Raw genomic sequence first — 17,369 nt, 5'->3', positions numbered from 1 at the left:
TTCGTATAAGCATATGTCCGCATTCAGCCTGATCTTTGTAATATCTTAGTTGCAAATCCAACTAGTGTTTCACTTTAATCAGAATATATGAACAGTCATATGAAGAAATACATAAGAATCATTTTCATTGCGACATTTTCCTTTTTTTTCTTCTCAGCAATGAATACGCTGCAGGCACAGACCGACACAGCAAAGACAAGTAAGGCTAAAAAGTACCAGGCTAAAGCACCAGCAACAAAACCCTTTGATTCCAAAGCATTCGGCCCCTCCGACCATACTACATTACGCTGGTTGGGTATGGCAGGATATTTTATCAATAGCAGGGGAACCACATTAATGGTTGATCCCTTACTCGGTGGATTTGATATGCCTGTAATGATCAAGTTTCCAATTGCACCAAAAGATGTACCTAAACTTGACGCCGTACTTATAACACATGCCGATAATGACCATTACAGCGTGCCAACTAATAGGGATCTGAAACCTGTTACTAAAGTCTTCCACTCAACCCGTTATGTGGATTCACTTATGAAAAGTGAAGGATTTACATCAGTTGGTCACAATATTGGTGATAGTTTTAATGTAGGTCCGGTCAGGGTAAAACTTACGACTGCTGATCATGCTTATCAAAATCACTATCCTGGAATGAGTACCCGGTGGTTTGCAAATGAAGATGCCTGTGGGTTCTGGATTGAAACACCTGATGGTAATATTTGGGCCCAGGGCGATTCCCGTTTACTGCCCGAACACTTAAACTACCCTGCACCAGATGCGATCCTTTTTGATTTTTCCGATAGTGAATGGCATTTTACTTTTGAAGGGGCTGTGAAAATTGCAAATGCGTATCCTAATACGCCATTATTGTTAAATCACTGGGGTTCTGTTGATTCACCGGATTTTAGTCCATTTAATGCAGATCCCGAAAAACTCAGGAAGAGCATTGTTAACCCTGGACGTATATATGTGCTTGCCCCTGGAGAGCCATTCACTTTAAAGAAGCTTAAGCAAAAATAAATGGACTGGGATATTTGCTGTTTTACTTTCCAATTGCCAGCAAAATTCACCCTTTTTTCTTTTGGACAAGTCCAGTACAGTTCCATGCCGCTTTACAACTTGTCAACCCTCATCCCGAATATATTTTTCAGCATAGCATTTAGTGATGACCGTTGTTTTTCTGACAAGAAGTTTCTGATTGGAGGATAGAAATATATTATGGAAAAACTATTGCATTACATGTGTGACTGTAAATAATTTTTTTAACAACAAATTTGTCTCTGCCGTTTTATTAAATTTAATTATTTCAATTTCTTTGCAAACCATGAATAAAGTCAGTTATAAAAAATATTTCACCCACTGCAGGTTTTCTCTTGCGGGTATATTTGTTATGGCTGTATTGCTATTGTGCGTCTCCTGTCCACTAAAACGGGTTTTGCAGGCCAACTTTAAAACATCATCTTTGGCTGGGTCAAAACAAGAGAGTAACAGGCATATAAAATCGACTACCAGCATTAGCACTGATGCCTGTGCTACAGTAACGGAACAGGTGATTGTAAGCGAAAAGGCAAGCCAACAAAATCTGCTCACCTCTTTTAACTTACCAGCAGCTACTGCTGGTGAGGGCTTTGCCATTCACTATTATCTATGCGGCACCGCAAGTGTTTTTGCTGATTGCAAATTATTTCACCTATCTGCTCTTCCCATCTTCCTTCAACAACAGCGCCTGCTGATTTGATTTTTCTTTCCCTTTAATATATAACTGTAACGGCTTCAGCATTTAGCTGAAACGGGTTTGTCTATTAATTTATACTGAAAGAAAAAAATGAAACCTAAAATATGGTTGTCTGTAGCGGTCTTTATCCTGGCTGCCAAGTATATGCAGGCACAACAAAAAGTGTATTCACTGGAAGAAGTGTTGCAGAAATCATTGCAATATCCTTCACTGTCTGCCAAAAAAGAATTGCTGGAGCAACAAAAACTAAATAAAAAACTGGTACAGCAACAGGCATTGCCCGAAATACATGTTCAGGGGCAACAAAGCTATGGTACCTACCAAACTGTACCTGGCTCATTTTTCCCTTTACCTGGTATTTACAACAGCAGCGGCAGCAACAAAAATGGTGTTGGATCTGCAATCGGTCCAAATCTTTATACATCGGCATTACTGCAATGGGATTTTATGCAGTTTGGGAGAATTCAGAAAAGGGTTGCGGTTGCTGATTCAGGAATAGGGTTAAGCGGGGCTGTTTTGTCGCTTGAAGAATTCCGGGTACAATCAATGGCTACCCGAAAATATTTTGCCGTACTGCAAAGTGCCGCACTTCTTAACATTTTGAAGGCTGATGTTAAACGACTATCAGGATTGCTTCAATTGTTGGAAAGTCAGTCGGGTGCAGGTTTGCGTCCCGGTGCCGATACGCTGTTAATTAAGTCAGCCTTACTTCAATCTCAAAACAAGATCAACGACCAGCAAGCGTTGCTGGAAACCTCGCTGCTGCAACTGGCTTCACTGATTGGAGAAGATACTGCTGATTTTTCCATAGACACAAGCTTGTACAGGCGTTTTACATCTGAGAGAACTATAATGGAAAACAAATCTGAGCAGCATCCCTATCTCAATTATTTAAAGGCGGCAATTGGCGTTTCTCATGCGCAACTCGAAGCTGTAAAAAAAGATGTTTATCCTTCTGTTGGTTTGCTGGCCGGTACGGGTGTGCGTGGCTCGGGCATTGAGGCCGATGGAAACATTAATAAAAATATAGGTGCACTCTGGAGCAACAATACCGGCAGTTATCTGGTGGGCGTAGGTATTACCTGGAACCTTTCATCGCTTTTTCAAAACAAGATAAAACAAATGATTGCCAGCCGCGAACTCGCGGCGGCCAAGTCAAATTACCAGGAGGGGCAACTCCAACTCAATACCTTGTACGCTACTGCAGTTGCCAGATGGAAACAGCAACAGCAAAAGTTAGCCGATGCGCGATTAGCTTATACCTCCGCACAACAGGCTTATGACCTGTATACGGTACGCTACGAAAATGGTTTAATAAATCTAATTGAACTGCTGCAATTGCAAAAATCATTGCAGGATGCCGAAAGCAATTACATAACCTCTATTGCTTCGTGGTGGAATGAGCTCATTGACCAAAGCGAAGCTTTGGGTAACCCTTCTTTTATTCTAAATGCTATAAACCATAACTAAAATGAACATTATTCGCTTAGCGCTTCGCAAGCCGGTTGCCATTATTGTTGTGGTATTGGCTATTGGATATTTTTCTTTTCTGGTGGTTCGGAAAATTAATGTTGACATCTTTCCTAAAATTGAAAGTCCCGCTATTTACATAGCAATGCCCTACGGTGGCCTGACACCTTCTTACATGGACGGTTTTATGGCTAACGAATTTCAAAAAGTTCTGGTCTTTGTCAGCGGTGTAAAGGATATTGAATTTAAAAGCATCCAGGGCTTTACGCTTATGAAGCTTAGTTTTTACGCAGATGCTGATATGGCACAAGCCGCAGCCGATGTGTCTACCCAGGTTTCCCGTGCCATGGGCTTTTTGCCCCCGGGTTCAGTTCCTCCGCAGGTGGTTCGTTTTGACGGCAGTTCTTTACCTATTGGGCAACTGGTTTTTGAAAGTGATAAGCGATCCATTGGTGAAATTCAAAACCTGGTACTTACCCGCATCCGCCCCATGTTTGTCACCATTCCTGGCATCACCGCTCCTGCACCTTTCGGTGGCAATATCCGTTCAATCGTCATCAAGGTTAATCCCGACCTGATGCAGTCTCTGGGCCTGTCAGTAGAAGAAGTGATGACAGCCGTGGCAAAAAACAACCTCCCCTCACCGGCTGGCAATATCAGGATGGGTGATAAAAATTACATGAGCCCTGTTAACTCTATGGCGAAAGGCCCTGAAGAGTTTTTGAACCTTCCGGTTCGGGTGAATGAAAACGGAATGGTGTTCATTAAAGACATTGCCACTGTGGAAGATGCCGCAGATATAACGACGGGTTATGCAGTTGTTAATGGAAAGCGGTCGGTGTATTTGCCCGTGATAAAAAAAGCTGATGCCTCAACGCTGAAAGTGGTGGAAAATTTAAAAGCCTCCATGCAGCAGCTAAAGGCGAGCCTGCCCGATGATGTGAAGATTGATTATATTTTTGATCAGTCAGTTTATATCAAACGCTCCATCAGCAACCTGGTACATGAAGGCATCTTAGGCGCCATTCTTACGGGCCTGATGGTACTGCTTTTTTTGGGTGATAAACGTGGTGCATTGATTGTAGTACTTACCATTCCCATCTCCATTCTATCAGCGGTATTATTGCTCTACGCATTTGGGCAAACCATTAATATCATGACGCTGAGCGGCCTTGCCCTGGCCATTGGTATTTTGGTAGATGAGGCTACAGTAACGATTGAAAATATTCACCAGCATTTTGAAAAGGGCAAAACAAAATCACGTTCCATATTGGATGCGTTGCTGGAAATTTCTATTCCCAAACTGCTCATTCTATTGTGTATCCTTTCAGTGCTTATTCCCTCTTTCATTATGACGGGTATACCGAAGGACATGTTCCTGCCTCTGTCGCTGGCCGTCGGGTTCTCTATGATTGCCTCATTCATTTTCTCCCAAACATTTGTACCGGTGCTGGCCAACTGGCTGATGAAAATAAAGCTTCATACGCATCACGTAGATGGAAATGACAGGCCACGGCTCACCCGCTTTGAAAAGTTCAAAAAACGATACCTGCTGCTTACCCGCCGGCTTCAACAAAGGCGCAAATGGGTGGTAGGCGTGTATGCGGCCATTGTGATTGGCTTAACAAGTATTGGATTTTTATTGATCGGCACGGATATTATGCCATCTAGCGGCGCGGGTGATTTACAGGTGCGTATCGTTGCTCCTTCCGGCAGCCGCATTGAAAAAACAGAAAATTACCTGCATCAGGTAACCGACATTATTGCAAAAGAAGCGGGTGATTACGGTGTTAGTATTACATCGGCTTTCGTAGGGACCCAGCCTTCGGGTACAGCCATCAACCCCATATTCTTATTCACCAGTAGTTCGCAGGAAGCAGTACTGCAGGTATCTGTCAACAAAAAAGCTCTTTCCACTTCTGTAGACCACCTCAAAGAGAATATTCGTAAAAGAGTAAAAGAGCAATTGCCGGAGTTGCAGATTTCATTTGAACCCATAGAACTGATGGAGAAGATCATAAGCCAGGGAACCAATACGCCGGTGCAGATCCGGGTGTCAGCGCCGCAGTTGCCTGCTGCCGAAGCGTATGCAAAAAGAATCGAGGCAGCACTGAAAAAGCATTTATTTTTCCGCGACATCCGGGTGGAAGAGCCGGTGAATTACCCCACCGTGCAAATTGATGTGGACCGGGATAGAGCCGCCCAATTTGGCCTCACTATGCAGGATGTAACACAGGCGCTTACAGTGGCCACTTCGTCCACCCGTTTTATCAACAAATCGCTTTGGCGTGATCCCAAATCGGGTCTGGTTTTCCAGGTGCAGGTGCAGGTGCCGGAAGCAAGCATGCAGGTACTGGATGACTTGAAAATGCTAACGCTAAAATCCGGGCAGGTGCGGCCTATTCTGGATGACGTTGCCCGCCTTTCCTTTGGTACTGAACCGGCACAAGTGAACCGCCAGGGGGCCAACCGCTATGTTACCGTAGCCGCTAATCTGCACAATAAAGATTTGGGTGCTGCCGCAAAGGCAGTGCAACAGGCAATGATAGAAGCAGGCGAAAAACCTAAAGGCATAATCACTTCTATTCCGGGACAGTTGCAATTGTTGTCCGATACACTGGATGGCTTGCAAAAGGGGCTGGCAATTGCAATCGTCGTCATCTTTTTGATGCTGGCGGCTTACTATCAATCCTTTGCTGTATCGGGTTTGGTGCTCACTGTGGTGCCAGCGGTGATTGCCGGAAGTTTGTGGATGCTGCTGGCCTTCGGCAGCACCCTCAACCTGCAGTCGTATATGGGCATCATCATGTCAGTCGGCGTATCGGTTTCCAATGCCTTCCTCATGGTTGATCATGCTGAGAAAAGCCGCTTCAGGAACAAGCTTGATGCAGGCATTTCGGCATACCTCGCAGCCTCCTCAAGGTTGCGCCCAATTATCATGACTGCACTGGCTATGATTGCCGGTATGGTGCCCATGGCCGCAGGTTTCGGCGAAGGTGGTGAACAGGTGGCTCCACTAGGCCAGGCTGTAATTGGCGGCCTGCTCATGTCCACCTTAACCACCCTCCTGGTGTTGCCGCACCTCTTTGTTGCCTTTCGCAAAAATGCAAGCCTGCTAAGTGTATCGCTTGACCCCGATGACCTAAATAGCCGTTTTGCCGGCGAACAGTTTTCAACTTATTCAAAACCTTCTAAAATCAACATCTGATGCGAATAAAAATCTATTTCCTGTTGGCTGCACCCCTGATCATCATGCAAAGCTGTTCCGATGAAAAAATGGAAAGTAAAATTTCTGTCACCGAAAAAAAACAGTCGTCTTTTAAGCTGGCAACTGTTCAGCAACAACAGCCACAGTTCACCATCACACTTCCTGGCGAGCTAAAGCCGTTTGAGCAGGTAAACATCTATTCCAAGGTAAAAGGTTTTGTAAAAAAGCTATATGTTGACCGTGGCAGCTTTGTACGCAAAGGGCAACTATTGGCGCAACTGGAGGCACCGGAGGTAGGCCAGCAATACGCCGCTATACGGTCTTCTTCCGGCACTTCATATCAAAAGTTTTTGTTTAGCAAACAAGCCTATAATCGCCTGAAAGAAGCGGCAAAGAAAAACGGCGCCGTTGCTACCATTGAGCTGGAAAAAGCCTATGCCCAATACCTGGGTGACAGCGCTGCTTACAACAGCAGCCGTTCTCAGGCATCGGCATCCGGCCAGATGCAAAACTATCTGCGGATTACAGCGCCGTTTAGCGGTATCATTACCGGGCGGTTCATATCAGAAGGGGCTCTGGTTGGAGAAAGCAGCGTGAATGGCGAGCCGCTATTCCAGTTATCGCAACAAAGCAAATTACGCCTCACGGTGGCAATACCGGAAAAGCAGGCCCGGTCATTACCACCCGATACAAAAGCGCAATTCACTGTGGTGGATATTCCTGATAAAACGTTTACGGCCACTTTATCACGCAACAGCGGTGCGCTGGATGAGGCTTCCCGTTCGTTGATTGCTGAATTCGATTTGCCCAATACAGACAGTGAACTTCGCTCCGGGCAGTATGCCAAAGCGAAAATCCAGTTGATGAGGTCACAGCCCACTTTATGGGTGCCTTCCGCTAGTGTGCTGCAGTCACAGGCCGGCGCGTTTGTTATTAAAAATGAAAACGGTGCAGCAAAACGAACGCCAGTGCAAACAGGTGCGGTAAAAGACAGCCTCACCGAAGTTTTCGGAGAGCTTAGTGCCGGAGACCGCATCCTGTTAAAAGGCTCGGAAGAAATTAAAGACGGAACGAAAATTACCGGAAAATAAATCTTTGTGTAACTGGCAGATAAGGTGTAAAATCTTATTAATCATGGCAAACCTAAAATCATTGGCTCCGATCAGCGCCACTAATATACTAGTGCCTTGTGGATATAGTATGGTTAAAACAGGAAAATAAAGCATTGTTTTTTAAGTTTCACCGGAAACGGTGAAACATTCCGAGGCCAACACTGCCATTTTGGTAAGATGGCAATATCAAAGTATTCATTGGTGTATCCTTAAAAAGTATGTGTTGTATTTTGGGATATAACCAATAAGCGAGCCTGGTTGATGCAATGCCTACACCTGCACCCGCTACTACATCACTGATCCAGTGTTTGTTGTTATAAAGTCTTAAATAGCCAGTTGTGGCAGCTATCGCATATCCGGCCACGCCATACCAGGGAGAAACATTTTTGTATTCCTGTCGTAAAAATTCTGCATTAGCAAAGGCTTCAGCCGTATGTCCCGACGGAAATGAGGTGTAGGCGGAGCCATCAGGTCGTAGCTGATGCGAAAGGTTCTTTATAGAAAAAACAGATGCATTTGTTATAATATTTGACATAAGGAATAACATGGTTCTATCCCTTAAATTATGTTTAGCCTTTATGCCTGTAGCATCAATTCCAAATACAATTACGGCCGGAGCAAATTGGAGGTAATCATCTATACGAAGTTTGTTGTGAGGATGCTCAGCATACATTTCATCTTTTATTTCTGCATTCATTTCCTTTAATCCATCATTTTCTATAGCTGAAAATCCATATGCTACCATTAAGCCCGGAATGATATAGGGTTTTATATTGAATGGTTTATTTTGTTCCGCAAGCTGCCAGTGAATTTTTGGCTGTAGGCTTATGGTAATTTTATTTGGGATAAGAACAGAATCAGTTACCTGTGCCTTTAAAAAGGATGTTAAGAAAATCAATATTCCGAATAATAGGATAAAGGATTTAGTGACTTGCATAAATATTAAAATGTATTATGTAAACCTGTACCTAAAAACTGAAAATAATCTGAATTATAGCTGATTAGAATAGAAAACCTTATCTATTAATTTAATATGAAAATCTAATCTTCTATTTCTTTAAGGAATTTACCAGAAGCATCAAAAATCAAATCTTTTCCTTTCACCTCTGCTTCATAATTTATTTCACCATTGACTTTGGTTATTTTTGCAGATTCTTTAATAGTGGCGCCTTTAAAATGATCATCTATATATTTCAGGGCAGAGGAAGGCAATTCTGCATTCTTGATTTCAACCTCGCTTTCAATCAGGTTGCCATTTTCTTCAAATGAAACACTCATTTTATGGTTGAGATAATTAAAGTTTGCCTCATATTTCCCATCTTCTTTTTCCCATCGGGCAGTTGCAGTTGGATATTGCTTGTTGAATGCCTGTTTTACAACCCAGGGTATGCCCTGTTCTTTTTTTTCATACTTTTCGTGATCAGATATTTTTTCTTTTGTAGGGGCAAAATTTGGGGTGGTAATAGAAACCATTGCCATCAGAATAATTGCGTTCTTTCTCATAGTATATTTTTTTTTGAATAATTGTATAAACTTGCAATAACATTCTGAAGTAATTCTGAATAATTATCAGCTTCTTTGTTAAAGAATATAAAATGCTATGAAATGTACCCTATTCAGAAGTCTTTAAAATTTACCCTGAAGGAATGCTTTCCATCATCAAATGAGTAATGGATTTTTGCATTATACAGATTACATATTCTTTTAGTCATTTCAAGTCCAAGCCCCAGGCTGTTAAGGTCTGTAGATTGTTTTTGAAAACGCTGAAATAAGCGGGAAGCATCAAGGGCTGCAACTCTGCCAGTATTAGTTATAACAAATCCGGAATTATCAATTATTATGTTTATTTCTCCGCCTGTCATGTTGTGTCTTATAGCATTTGAAAGTAAATTGCCCATCAGAATGTCTATTAATATTTGATTAGCTTCAATCGAATTATCTGATAGTATCCTTGTATGTAATGATATATTTTTCTGGCTTAACGCGTTTCCATATTGTTTAACGATTTTTTGCAAAGTGAGGTCAATATTGATGATTTCAATTTCTGTAAACTGATTATTTTCAATTTTTGCAAGTAATAATAGCATTTTATTTAACCGCTTCATACGCTGGGCAGCCTGTGAAAGTGCCGTAATCAACTCGGCTTGTTCATTGGTGAGTGGACTAGTTTGCATCAGTAATTCAACTTTGCTATGAAAAACCGCCAGGGGCGTTTGCATTTCATGTGAGGCATTTTCTGTAAATTCTTTTTGTGAAAGATAAACACGGTGACTACGATCGGTTAAATTATTTATAGTTTGATTTAAATCGGAAAACTCATCTACGTCTGTCTTTTCAATTTCAATGCTTTTTTCTGTTTCAATTTTATACTCACGAAGCTTTCTTAAAGTTGCGTAAAATGGTCGCCAGACTCTTTTAGACATATAATGAGTGATTATCAAAATGCCTGCAATTATAATTACCATAAGTACAGACTGTACCAGAACAATGCTGGCAATTATATTATCATTATCCAGCAGGGAATTTTTTAACTTTAATCTGTAAGGCTTCCCGTTTATCATAACGGAACTTTCCATTATTCGGTGCGGAGTATTTTCCTTCGAAACATCATTATACTCCATAATGGTATAGAGTGTATCTCTTTGTAAGGATAGGACAGACTCAAGGTGGAAGTCCTGTTCAAAAGCCAGCAACATTTCCAATGAATTGTTGGCAATCGCATTTTCCATTTTTGGAATCATACTGTCTCTTCGGGCCATCAGGTCTTCATCTACATCTTCTGCTACGATAGCGTTTATTTGATAGTAGAATGCAGGAATTGATATCAGCAGAACTATTATAGAATATACTAAATATCCCCTGAGTGATTTGCTAAGAAGTTTCATATTTGAATACTAAACTTATAGCCCATTCCATAAACTGATTTTATATAATCAGTACAACCGGCTTTTACAAGCTTTTTCTTTAAATTCTTCAGATGAGCATAAATAAAATCATAATTATCGAAAACATCAGCTTCTTCCCCTGAAAGGTGTTCAGCAATGGCATTTTTTGAAACAACCCTGTTTTTATTCGATACCAGGTAAAGAAGGAGATCGTACTCTTTTCGGGTAAGATCGATACCCATTGTATTTACAGAAACTGTTTTAGCAAGCATATCAATTATCAGCTCATTCAACTCAATTATATTTTTACCATCGAATCTGCGCCTGCGAATAATTGCTGCAATTCTTGCACTTAATTCTGAAAGATGAAATGGTTTTGACAGGTAATCATCAGCTCCAAGATTGAGACCGCTTATACGGTCGTCAATTGAGTTTTTGGCTGAAATAATTATAACTCCGTCTGTTTTGTTATTGGCTTTTAATTCTTTCAATATATTAAGTCCATTTCCATCAGGGAGTGTAATATCCAATAATATACAATCATAATCGTATGACTCAGTTTTATCAATAGCTGTTTTTACATCAGCCGCAATTTCACATATGTAATTTTCCTGTTTTAGATATGTTACAATACTTTTACTAAGCTCGTTCTCATCTTCAACTATCAATATCTTCATGTGAAATGTTTATTAAAATAAATATACGATACTGAAGGGATACTGAAGATTTAGGATTTAGCTTTTGTTGATGGGTGTTATTTTAACAATACGCGGATTAAATTGAATAAATCATTTTCAATAAATAAAATGAGATTAATATGCTTGGTACGAGAACATTTACGGGAAGAGTATTTATTATTTTATTAATGGTGTCAGCGTTCTTTCTGGTGGGCTATGCGCTCGACTTCATTTTTCTGGTTTTTGCGAGTATTCTGTTCGCTGTTCTGATTAGTTATGGAGCCAATGGGATGGAGAGGAGATGGAAAATAAAATATGAGATAGGAATTACTATAGTTTTAGTAGTTATGGCTGCCCTTATTGCACTGGTTGTTTGGCTTTTGGGGCCCTCACTCTCAAAGCAGGTTGATGAAATGCGGCAAGTGTTACCGGAGTCAATAGATTTATTCAAAGAGAGGATGAAAGGGAATGATTTAGGTAAAACATTGCTTGATGAAATCCCTGAAGATCCTGCTAAGGTAATGAGTAGCAAAGATGCGTTTAAAAGAATAGGGGATGCTTTTTCAACAACACTCGGAATGGTGGCAAATGTTGCGATAATTGTTGTTGCCGGAATCTTCTTTGCAGTTGATCCTAAAACCTACCGCGAAGGATTTACCCTGCTATTTCCGGTTGACAGCAGAGAACGCATGAACGAAGTCTTGATCAAATGTTATCACACCCTTAGCTCCTGGCTTATCGCTAAATTCATTTCAATGGCCATGGTAGGAGTAGCTACCGGTGTAGGCCTTATGCTTCTGGGTATGCCTTTGCCCTGGGCCTTAGCACTCATTGCATTCTTGTTTGCCTTTGTACCTAATATCGGGCCCTACCTGGCATTGGCGCCAGCTGTATTGATAGCACTTATGGAAGGACCAAATATGGCATTGTATGTCACCATCTTGTATTTCGGAATTCAAATAATTGAAAGCTATTTGGTAACCCCGCTTATTCAAAAGAAAATGTTGTCCATTCCGCCGGCCTTATTGCTTTTATGGCAGGTAATGCTCGGCTTCTTTGCAGGCATGGGGGGATTATTTATTGCCACACCAATACTGGCTACTATAATTGTTCTGGTACAGGAATTATATGTGAAGGACAAACTTGAAAAAATAACAACAGGAGAGGAATGACAGAAGGCGTTCCAGAAACTATCGGGTAAGTCCTAAGGATGCTATGAGTTTGAGCATAGCCGGCCATTTGCTTAAAGCAAAACTGCATGAGAAGCCGAAGATGCATGTGCCGTGGAGGTTGCAGCAATGAGCAAGTGGAAGGGCTTATTGACTAAGTGGGAAGATCTTCCTTGACAGCACCAACTGATGCTTCGTGCAGCAAAAACGGCGTTCGTCCATACCAGAAGACTGTTAGTCCAGTTAGATTTGGAAACCCTGGCCCTGGCGATGTATAATTGTACATAACCAAATATCCAGAACATGAGAAATTATCAGGAGTTTCAATTGCCTTTAAATATGAAGATGATGAAATGCCGGGCCCTTCCGGACCCTCTTCGAAGGATGCTCGAACGATTGTCGAACGATTGTCGAACCACTACGCACCAACGGGCATACTTATTCGCTTTCCGGAAATTTGTCATTTGCCGAGGAAGTTGGGAGGCGCTTCATTTTTCTTTGTGTATTCTTGCAAAATGAACTTAACTGGAACAAAATCATGTCTATTAAATCTAAGGTTGCATTAGGCATGTATTAATGCATCTGTTAATGAATATTCTGGTTTTTTACTGATCCTAAATTATATCATGAAAAAAATAATATTATTCCTTTTGCTTTGTCTCTATGTATTGAACGGTATTGCACAAAAGCAACGACCCAATATCATTGTTTTTCTGGTTGATGATATGGGTTGGCAGGATTGTTCCGTTCCATTCTGGACAAAGGTTACAGACCTCAACAAGCGTTACCATACGCCCAACATGGAAAGGCTGGCGGTGGATGGCATAAAATTTACCAATGCCTATGCCACACCGGTATGCAGCCCCAGTCGTGTAAGTTTAATGACGGGAATGAATGCAGCTAATCATGCGGTTACCAACTGGACCTTAAGAAAAGATCAATCTGTAGATTATCCTGATAGTATTCTTCAGCCGCCAGCCTGGAATGTAAATGGATTATCGCCGGTTGCCGGTATTGATAGAACGGTGAATGCTACAGCGCTTCCCATAATGTTGAAAGACGCAGGCTATTATAACATTCATTGCGGCAAAGCACATTTCGCTGCCATGGAAACACCTGCTGCCGACCCAATCAATATTGGTTTCGATATTAATATTGCTGGTCATGCTGCAGGAGGCCCTGGCAGTTATTTGGGCGAAGAAAACTATGGTAATAAAAAAGGTGAACATACTGAACCATGGGGTGTTCCAGGTTTAGAAGCTTATCATGGCAGTGACACCTTTTTAACGGAAGCTTTGACCATTGAAGCATTAAAGGCAATAAGTGTTCCGGTAAAAAAAAGACAACCGTTTTTTTTATACATGGCACATTATGCCGTGCACGTCCCCTATACTGCCGATAAACGATTTATTAAGAAATATCTTGATGCAGGGCTGCCTCAAAAAGAAGCAGAATATGCCGCTTTAATAGAAGGCATGGATAAAAGCCTTGGCGATATCATGAATTATTTAAAAGAGAAAAAAATTGATAAGAATACTATCATCATTTTTATGAGTGATAATGGTGGATTCAGTATGCCCCCCCGGAGCGGACAACCCTTCACACATAACCTTCCTTTGATGGGAGGCAAGGGTTCAGTGTACGAGGGAGGAATCCGTGAACCTATGCTGGTAAAATGGCCGGGCAAAGTAAAACCAGGAACTGTAGCTCATCAATATGTGATCATTGAAGATTTTTTTCCAACCATACTGGAGATGGCAGGTATTAAGAAATATAAAACCATTCAAGCGATAGATGGGAGAAGTTTTGTGCCTGTTTTGAAAACTAGTACCTATAGAGATACTGCAAGGTCCTTGATATGGCATTTCCCCAATAAATGGATACCGGAAGAAGCCCCCGGCGTTAATTACCATTCAGCCATTCGCCAGGGCAGTTGGAAAATGATCTATAATATGAAAACCGGAACGAAAGAGCTATATAACCTGCATTCCGATATTGGCGAACAGAATGATCTTTCCGGGCAATACCCGTTGCTGGTGAAAAAACTTTCCCTGTTGTTGTCAGACAAATTGCGGAAATGGAATGCACCACTACCGTCATTTAAAAACAACGGTAAACCTGTTGCGCTGCCCGATGTATTATAAGGGAAATCGAATTATTAGTTATAAGAAGAACTGTTGAATGGCGAGCAGTTTATATGATTTTAGAATGTGGATTTTAGGTTAATAAATAAGTATTATGTAGTATATGATAATAAAAGATTTACGATCATATTTGAATACCATTAACTAACTGACCATTTTGAAACCCTGCTAATTTCAATCAATAAAAATCTGTTATCGACCAACTGACCTACACCTATAATACAAACAGCAATAAATTGCTGAAAGTGTTTGATGGAGTTACGCCGACTACAGATAATGGCAAGTTGGGCGACTTTCAGGATGGCAGCAGCATTACCTACAATCACCTGAACCTGCCACAAGTTATAACCGTTACCGGCAAAGGAACGATAACCTATACCTATGATGCAGCAGGCAACAAGGTTAAATTACAGTTCATCGGACACGAAGAAGGTAGGATACGGGGATTGTATGATAATGGAGCAAACCCCAATACCTTAACCGGGTTAACATATGATTACATGCTCAGAGATCATTTGGGAAATGTAAGGACGCTATTAACGGAGGAACAAAAAACTATTTACTATCCGGCGGCTACACTCGAAGGCTCGTATAGCGCTACAGGTACTGCTCAGGCCAATAGTATGATAAATTGGGAGAAACAATTTTATAATATCGACAATACCAAAGTGTTTGATGAATTATCGATATTATCCTGGTCAACAGAAACAGTGGCAAATACTAAATTATATTATAATCACAATAATATACCTCCGGCCTCACCCAATCCCAATTATCCGGCCGGGGTTGCGCCTGTGCAGACAGCAGGTAGCACTAAGTTGTACAAGCTTAATGCCACAACCAATAAAACAGGGTTGGAGTTTATTATCAAAGTAATGGCAGGCGATAAGATCGATATTTTTGGCAAATCTTATTTTTTAAATACCGGCACGGTCAATAATGCGAATTCAACTTTACTCGATCTCACGACTTTAATGATAAACCTGTTAGGGGCGCCTGCCAATGCCATCGGTGCAAAAGGAGTTACGGCAGTTCAGTTAGAGAGTTGGAATGTGGGTTTGGTTCCTGCTTCGTTTTTCAGGGGAACAAATGGCGAAACCACTACTATACCCAAAGCCTATATCAACTATATATTCTTGGATGAACAATTTAAGTATGTGGGTGGTAACTTTAGCAGGGTGGGCAGCAGTGGTGTAGTAAAAGACCATTGGAACATTGATGCGGCACAAATGCAAAATATAACCGTGCCCAAAAATGGGTATATCTTTGTGTATGTTAGCAATGAGAGCAATCTCGATGTGTTCTTTGATAATTTGCAGGTGGTGCATAAGCCGGGGCCGATACTGGAAGAAACCCATTATTACCCATACGGTTTAGTTATGGCTGGCATTAGTTCAAAAAGCGCAGGCTCACTTACAAATAAGTACAAGTTTGGTGGTAAAGAACTTCAATCAAATGAGTTCAGTGATAATACCGGACTGGAAATGTATGACTTTGGAGCAAGGAACTATGACCCTCAAATAGGAAGGTGGCACACTGTTGACCCGTTAGCACATAAACTTCCATCATGGTCGCCATACGCTGCGTTTGCTTGTAACCCTATTATGTTTATTGATGATGACGGACGCTTCCCTTATACATTCCACATAAGAGCATTTGCACCACCGGGGGCATTTAAGGGTACAGGCTTCCATGATGATAATAGAGGTTTCTCAACAAGTATGAGTGCCACATCAAGGATAAAACAAAACTTCACAGTAGACCCAAGTAAACAGATGTTCTCATGGGGTACGCCAACAAGTGACCCTACTATTTGGAATGGGATGAGTTTAACCGCAACGGACAGAGGCGGGGCATCTGCATCATTCGGTAAAAATTCATTTGGAAGTGCAACCGCTGGTATATCTGCCAACTTTGAGGGTTCTAATCCTTTCTTTGCCGGTGCAGCACCCAACATTGAAGTAAGTTCAGCAATTTCCATTACAGAGAATTTAAAAACCAATCAGCTTTTTGTCGCTTTGGATTTATCAAGTAAACAATTCCCTGCAACAGAAGGATTGATACAAGACAATGCCGGAAATACATTATTGCTTGCAGGTGCAGCAGCTTACGGTAGTGCAGGGAATTTAGTCAATGCAGATAAGAAGCAAGCAGCTACGGTTGATTTAATTATCGGTATCAATTATAAAGGCGTTTTCCAAAATGTAACAATGGGCGGAAAGCAATATACCCTTGATGAATTTAATAAACTTGGAACTGCTAAACCAGCAGGACCGCTTCCGAGAGAAGACAAAGACAAGGGAGGGAATTAATTATGAGTTACATTTTATATGGATTATACAATGTCATTTATCAAATAGGAACTATTGCATTTTTGTTCTTTGCTAATACATATCTAAACAGCTTTGTAATTCCTGATAGTTTGAAATGGCGTGATGGAAAGCTAAGAGAAGATTTAGGAGGATTAGCAACAGCACAAACTATAATCCTTTTGGTTGAAGCTGCATTATTAATGCTGTTAATGTTTTACATCAATAAGCGGTTTTTGTTTGGAGTAGTTAAAGAAGATAATGCTAATAGTATAGCTTTATGGACGGCAGGCGTTTACAGCGTTATTACAGTAGCCTTTATTGTTTTCTTGATTTATACAGCGTTTAAATAAGTTGCAAAGAACTCAAATAGCAAAACGCCAGGCTTACAGCTTGGCGTTTTTTATTTAGCATCTGTCAGCACATTAGCAAGAGCATCCTTTAATTTTTTCTTGCCAGTAAAGGCATCCACGATAGAAAAGACGGTTTTCTTTTCATCTTCGCTCAGGGCTTCAATCATTTTTACTTTTTCCATCAGCGAGCCGTCAATAGAATTTACATCCGCCATTTTATCATCCGTATCAAACAAATCGGAGAGCTTCACGCCAAGAGCTTTGGCAATCTTTTCCAGCGTGGTTAAGGAGAGTGGATATTACGGTCAAAGTT

At 41.1% G+C, this 17,369-nt stretch carries 13 protein-coding genes and 1 pseudogene; 9 read left to right on the top strand and 5 right to left on the bottom strand.

Annotation, left to right across the window (positions count from 1 at the left end; translation table 11 throughout):
- The first annotated feature begins 87 nt into the window (after positions 1 to 87).
- From HY58_RS09670 to HY58_RS09650, 5 genes are all read left to right on the top strand, one after another.
- On the top strand, positions 88 to 1,014 hold the full coding sequence (locus HY58_RS09670) for an MBL fold metallo-hydrolase (RefSeq protein ID WP_216593791.1): 927 nt from the start codon (positions 88 to 90) through the stop codon (positions 1,012 to 1,014).
- A gap of 223 nt (positions 1,015 to 1,237) precedes the next feature.
- Positions 1,238 to 1,732 carry a hypothetical protein gene (locus HY58_RS09665; RefSeq protein ID WP_156123645.1) on the top strand — a complete coding sequence of 165 codons (495 nt, stop codon included), beginning with the start codon at positions 1,238 to 1,240 and terminating at the stop codon, positions 1,730 to 1,732.
- Between the two features lie 87 nt (positions 1,733 to 1,819).
- On the top strand, positions 1,820 to 3,199 hold the full coding sequence (locus HY58_RS09660) for a TolC family protein (RefSeq protein ID WP_039131235.1): 1,380 nt from the start codon (positions 1,820 to 1,822) through the stop codon (positions 3,197 to 3,199).
- A 1-nt stretch (position 3,200) separates the two neighbouring features.
- Positions 3,201 to 6,407: an efflux RND transporter permease subunit gene (locus HY58_RS09655; protein ID WP_039131233.1), complete on the top strand. Its 3,207-nt coding sequence runs from the start codon at positions 3,201 to 3,203 to the stop codon at positions 6,405 to 6,407.
- On the top strand, positions 6,407 to 7,498 hold the full coding sequence (locus tag HY58_RS09650) for an efflux RND transporter periplasmic adaptor subunit (protein ID WP_039131231.1): 1,092 nt from the start codon (positions 6,407 to 6,409) through the stop codon (positions 7,496 to 7,498). Before HY58_RS09655 ends, HY58_RS09650 begins: the two co-directional genes overlap by 1 nt.
- Positions 7,499 to 7,646: 148 nt before the next feature.
- Here the strand turns inward: HY58_RS09650 and HY58_RS09645 are convergent, their stop codons facing one another.
- The 4 genes from HY58_RS09645 to HY58_RS09630 form a co-directional block, all read right to left on the bottom strand.
- Positions 7,647 to 8,456, bottom strand: coding sequence for a phosphatase PAP2 family protein (locus tag HY58_RS09645; protein WP_039131228.1), 810 nt, complete (start codon positions 8,454 to 8,456; stop codon positions 7,647 to 7,649).
- 104 nt (positions 8,457 to 8,560) lie between these two features.
- Positions 8,561 to 9,022, bottom strand: a complete 462-nt coding sequence (locus tag HY58_RS09640; protein ID WP_052323999.1) for a PepSY-like domain-containing protein — start codon at positions 9,020 to 9,022, stop codon at positions 8,561 to 8,563.
- Between the two features lie 113 nt (positions 9,023 to 9,135).
- Positions 9,136 to 10,404 (bottom strand): HAMP domain-containing sensor histidine kinase, encoded by a 1,269-nt coding sequence (locus HY58_RS09635; RefSeq protein WP_039131226.1) that lies wholly within the window; start codon positions 10,402 to 10,404, stop codon positions 9,136 to 9,138.
- Positions 10,401 to 11,081, bottom strand: a complete 681-nt coding sequence (locus tag HY58_RS09630; RefSeq protein WP_039131224.1) for a response regulator transcription factor — start codon at positions 11,079 to 11,081, stop codon at positions 10,401 to 10,403. The genes HY58_RS09635 and HY58_RS09630 overlap by 4 nt, the downstream gene beginning before the upstream one ends.
- Before the next feature lie 140 nt (positions 11,082 to 11,221).
- On the opposite strand from HY58_RS09630, the gene HY58_RS09625 reads away from it, so the two are divergent.
- The 4 genes from HY58_RS09625 to HY58_RS09610 all read left to right on the top strand — a co-directional run bounded on the left by HY58_RS09625 (position 11,222) and on the right by HY58_RS09610 (position 17,056).
- Positions 11,222 to 12,253 (top strand): AI-2E family transporter, encoded by a 1,032-nt coding sequence (locus HY58_RS09625; protein WP_039131221.1) that lies wholly within the window; start codon positions 11,222 to 11,224, stop codon positions 12,251 to 12,253.
- A 623-nt stretch (positions 12,254 to 12,876) separates the two neighbouring features.
- Positions 12,877 to 14,394, top strand: coding sequence for a sulfatase (locus HY58_RS09620; RefSeq protein ID WP_039131218.1), 1,518 nt, complete (start codon positions 12,877 to 12,879; stop codon positions 14,392 to 14,394).
- A gap of 245 nt (positions 14,395 to 14,639) precedes the next feature.
- Entirely contained in the window at positions 14,640 to 16,706 is a 2,067-nt protein-coding gene (locus HY58_RS18850) for an RHS repeat-associated core domain-containing protein (protein ID WP_052323998.1), read from the top strand.
- 2 nt (positions 16,707 to 16,708) lie between these two features.
- Entirely contained in the window at positions 16,709 to 17,056 is a 348-nt protein-coding gene (locus HY58_RS09610) for a hypothetical protein (RefSeq protein ID WP_039131216.1), read from the top strand.
- Between the two features lie 50 nt (positions 17,057 to 17,106).
- On the opposite strand, the pseudogene HY58_RS19490 reads toward HY58_RS09610, so the two are convergent.
- Positions 17,107 to 17,340: pseudogene (locus tag HY58_RS19490) on the bottom strand (hypothetical protein); the annotation flags it as partial.
- Positions 17,341 to 17,369 lie beyond the last annotated feature (29 nt).

This window comes from Flavihumibacter sp. ZG627 (assembly GCF_000814325.1).
Taxonomy (GTDB): domain Bacteria; phylum Bacteroidota; class Bacteroidia; order Chitinophagales; family Chitinophagaceae; genus Flavihumibacter.
This window is presented reverse-complemented; position numbering and strand designations above follow the sequence as displayed.

What these genes read in the sequence shown, in the direction of transcription:
- HY58_RS09670 (WP_216593791.1), top strand. Translation starts at nt 88, where the DNA reads ATGAACAGTCATATGAAGAAATACATAAGAATCATTTTCATTGCGACA.
- HY58_RS09645 (WP_039131228.1), bottom strand. Translation starts at nt 8,456, where the DNA reads ATGCAAGTCACTAAATCCTTTATCCTATTATTCGGAATATTGATTTTC.
- HY58_RS09660 (WP_039131235.1), top strand. Translation starts at nt 1,820, where the DNA reads ATGAAACCTAAAATATGGTTGTCTGTAGCGGTCTTTATCCTGGCTGCC.
- HY58_RS09635 (WP_039131226.1), bottom strand. Translation starts at nt 10,404, where the DNA reads ATGAAACTTCTTAGCAAATCACTCAGGGGATATTTAGTATATTCTATA.
- HY58_RS09640 (WP_052323999.1), bottom strand. Translation starts at nt 9,022, where the DNA reads ATGAGAAAGAACGCAATTATTCTGATGGCAATGGTTTCTATTACCACC.
- HY58_RS09630 (WP_039131224.1), bottom strand. Translation starts at nt 11,081, where the DNA reads ATGAAGATATTGATAGTTGAAGATGAGAACGAGCTTAGTAAAAGTATT.
- HY58_RS09610 (WP_039131216.1), top strand. Translation starts at nt 16,709, where the DNA reads ATGAGTTACATTTTATATGGATTATACAATGTCATTTATCAAATAGGA.
- HY58_RS09650 (WP_039131231.1), top strand. Translation starts at nt 6,407, where the DNA reads ATGCGAATAAAAATCTATTTCCTGTTGGCTGCACCCCTGATCATCATG.
- HY58_RS09620 (WP_039131218.1), top strand. Translation starts at nt 12,877, where the DNA reads ATGAAAAAAATAATATTATTCCTTTTGCTTTGTCTCTATGTATTGAAC.
- HY58_RS09655 (WP_039131233.1), top strand. Translation starts at nt 3,201, where the DNA reads ATGAACATTATTCGCTTAGCGCTTCGCAAGCCGGTTGCCATTATTGTT.
- HY58_RS09625 (WP_039131221.1), top strand. Translation starts at nt 11,222, where the DNA reads ATGCTTGGTACGAGAACATTTACGGGAAGAGTATTTATTATTTTATTA.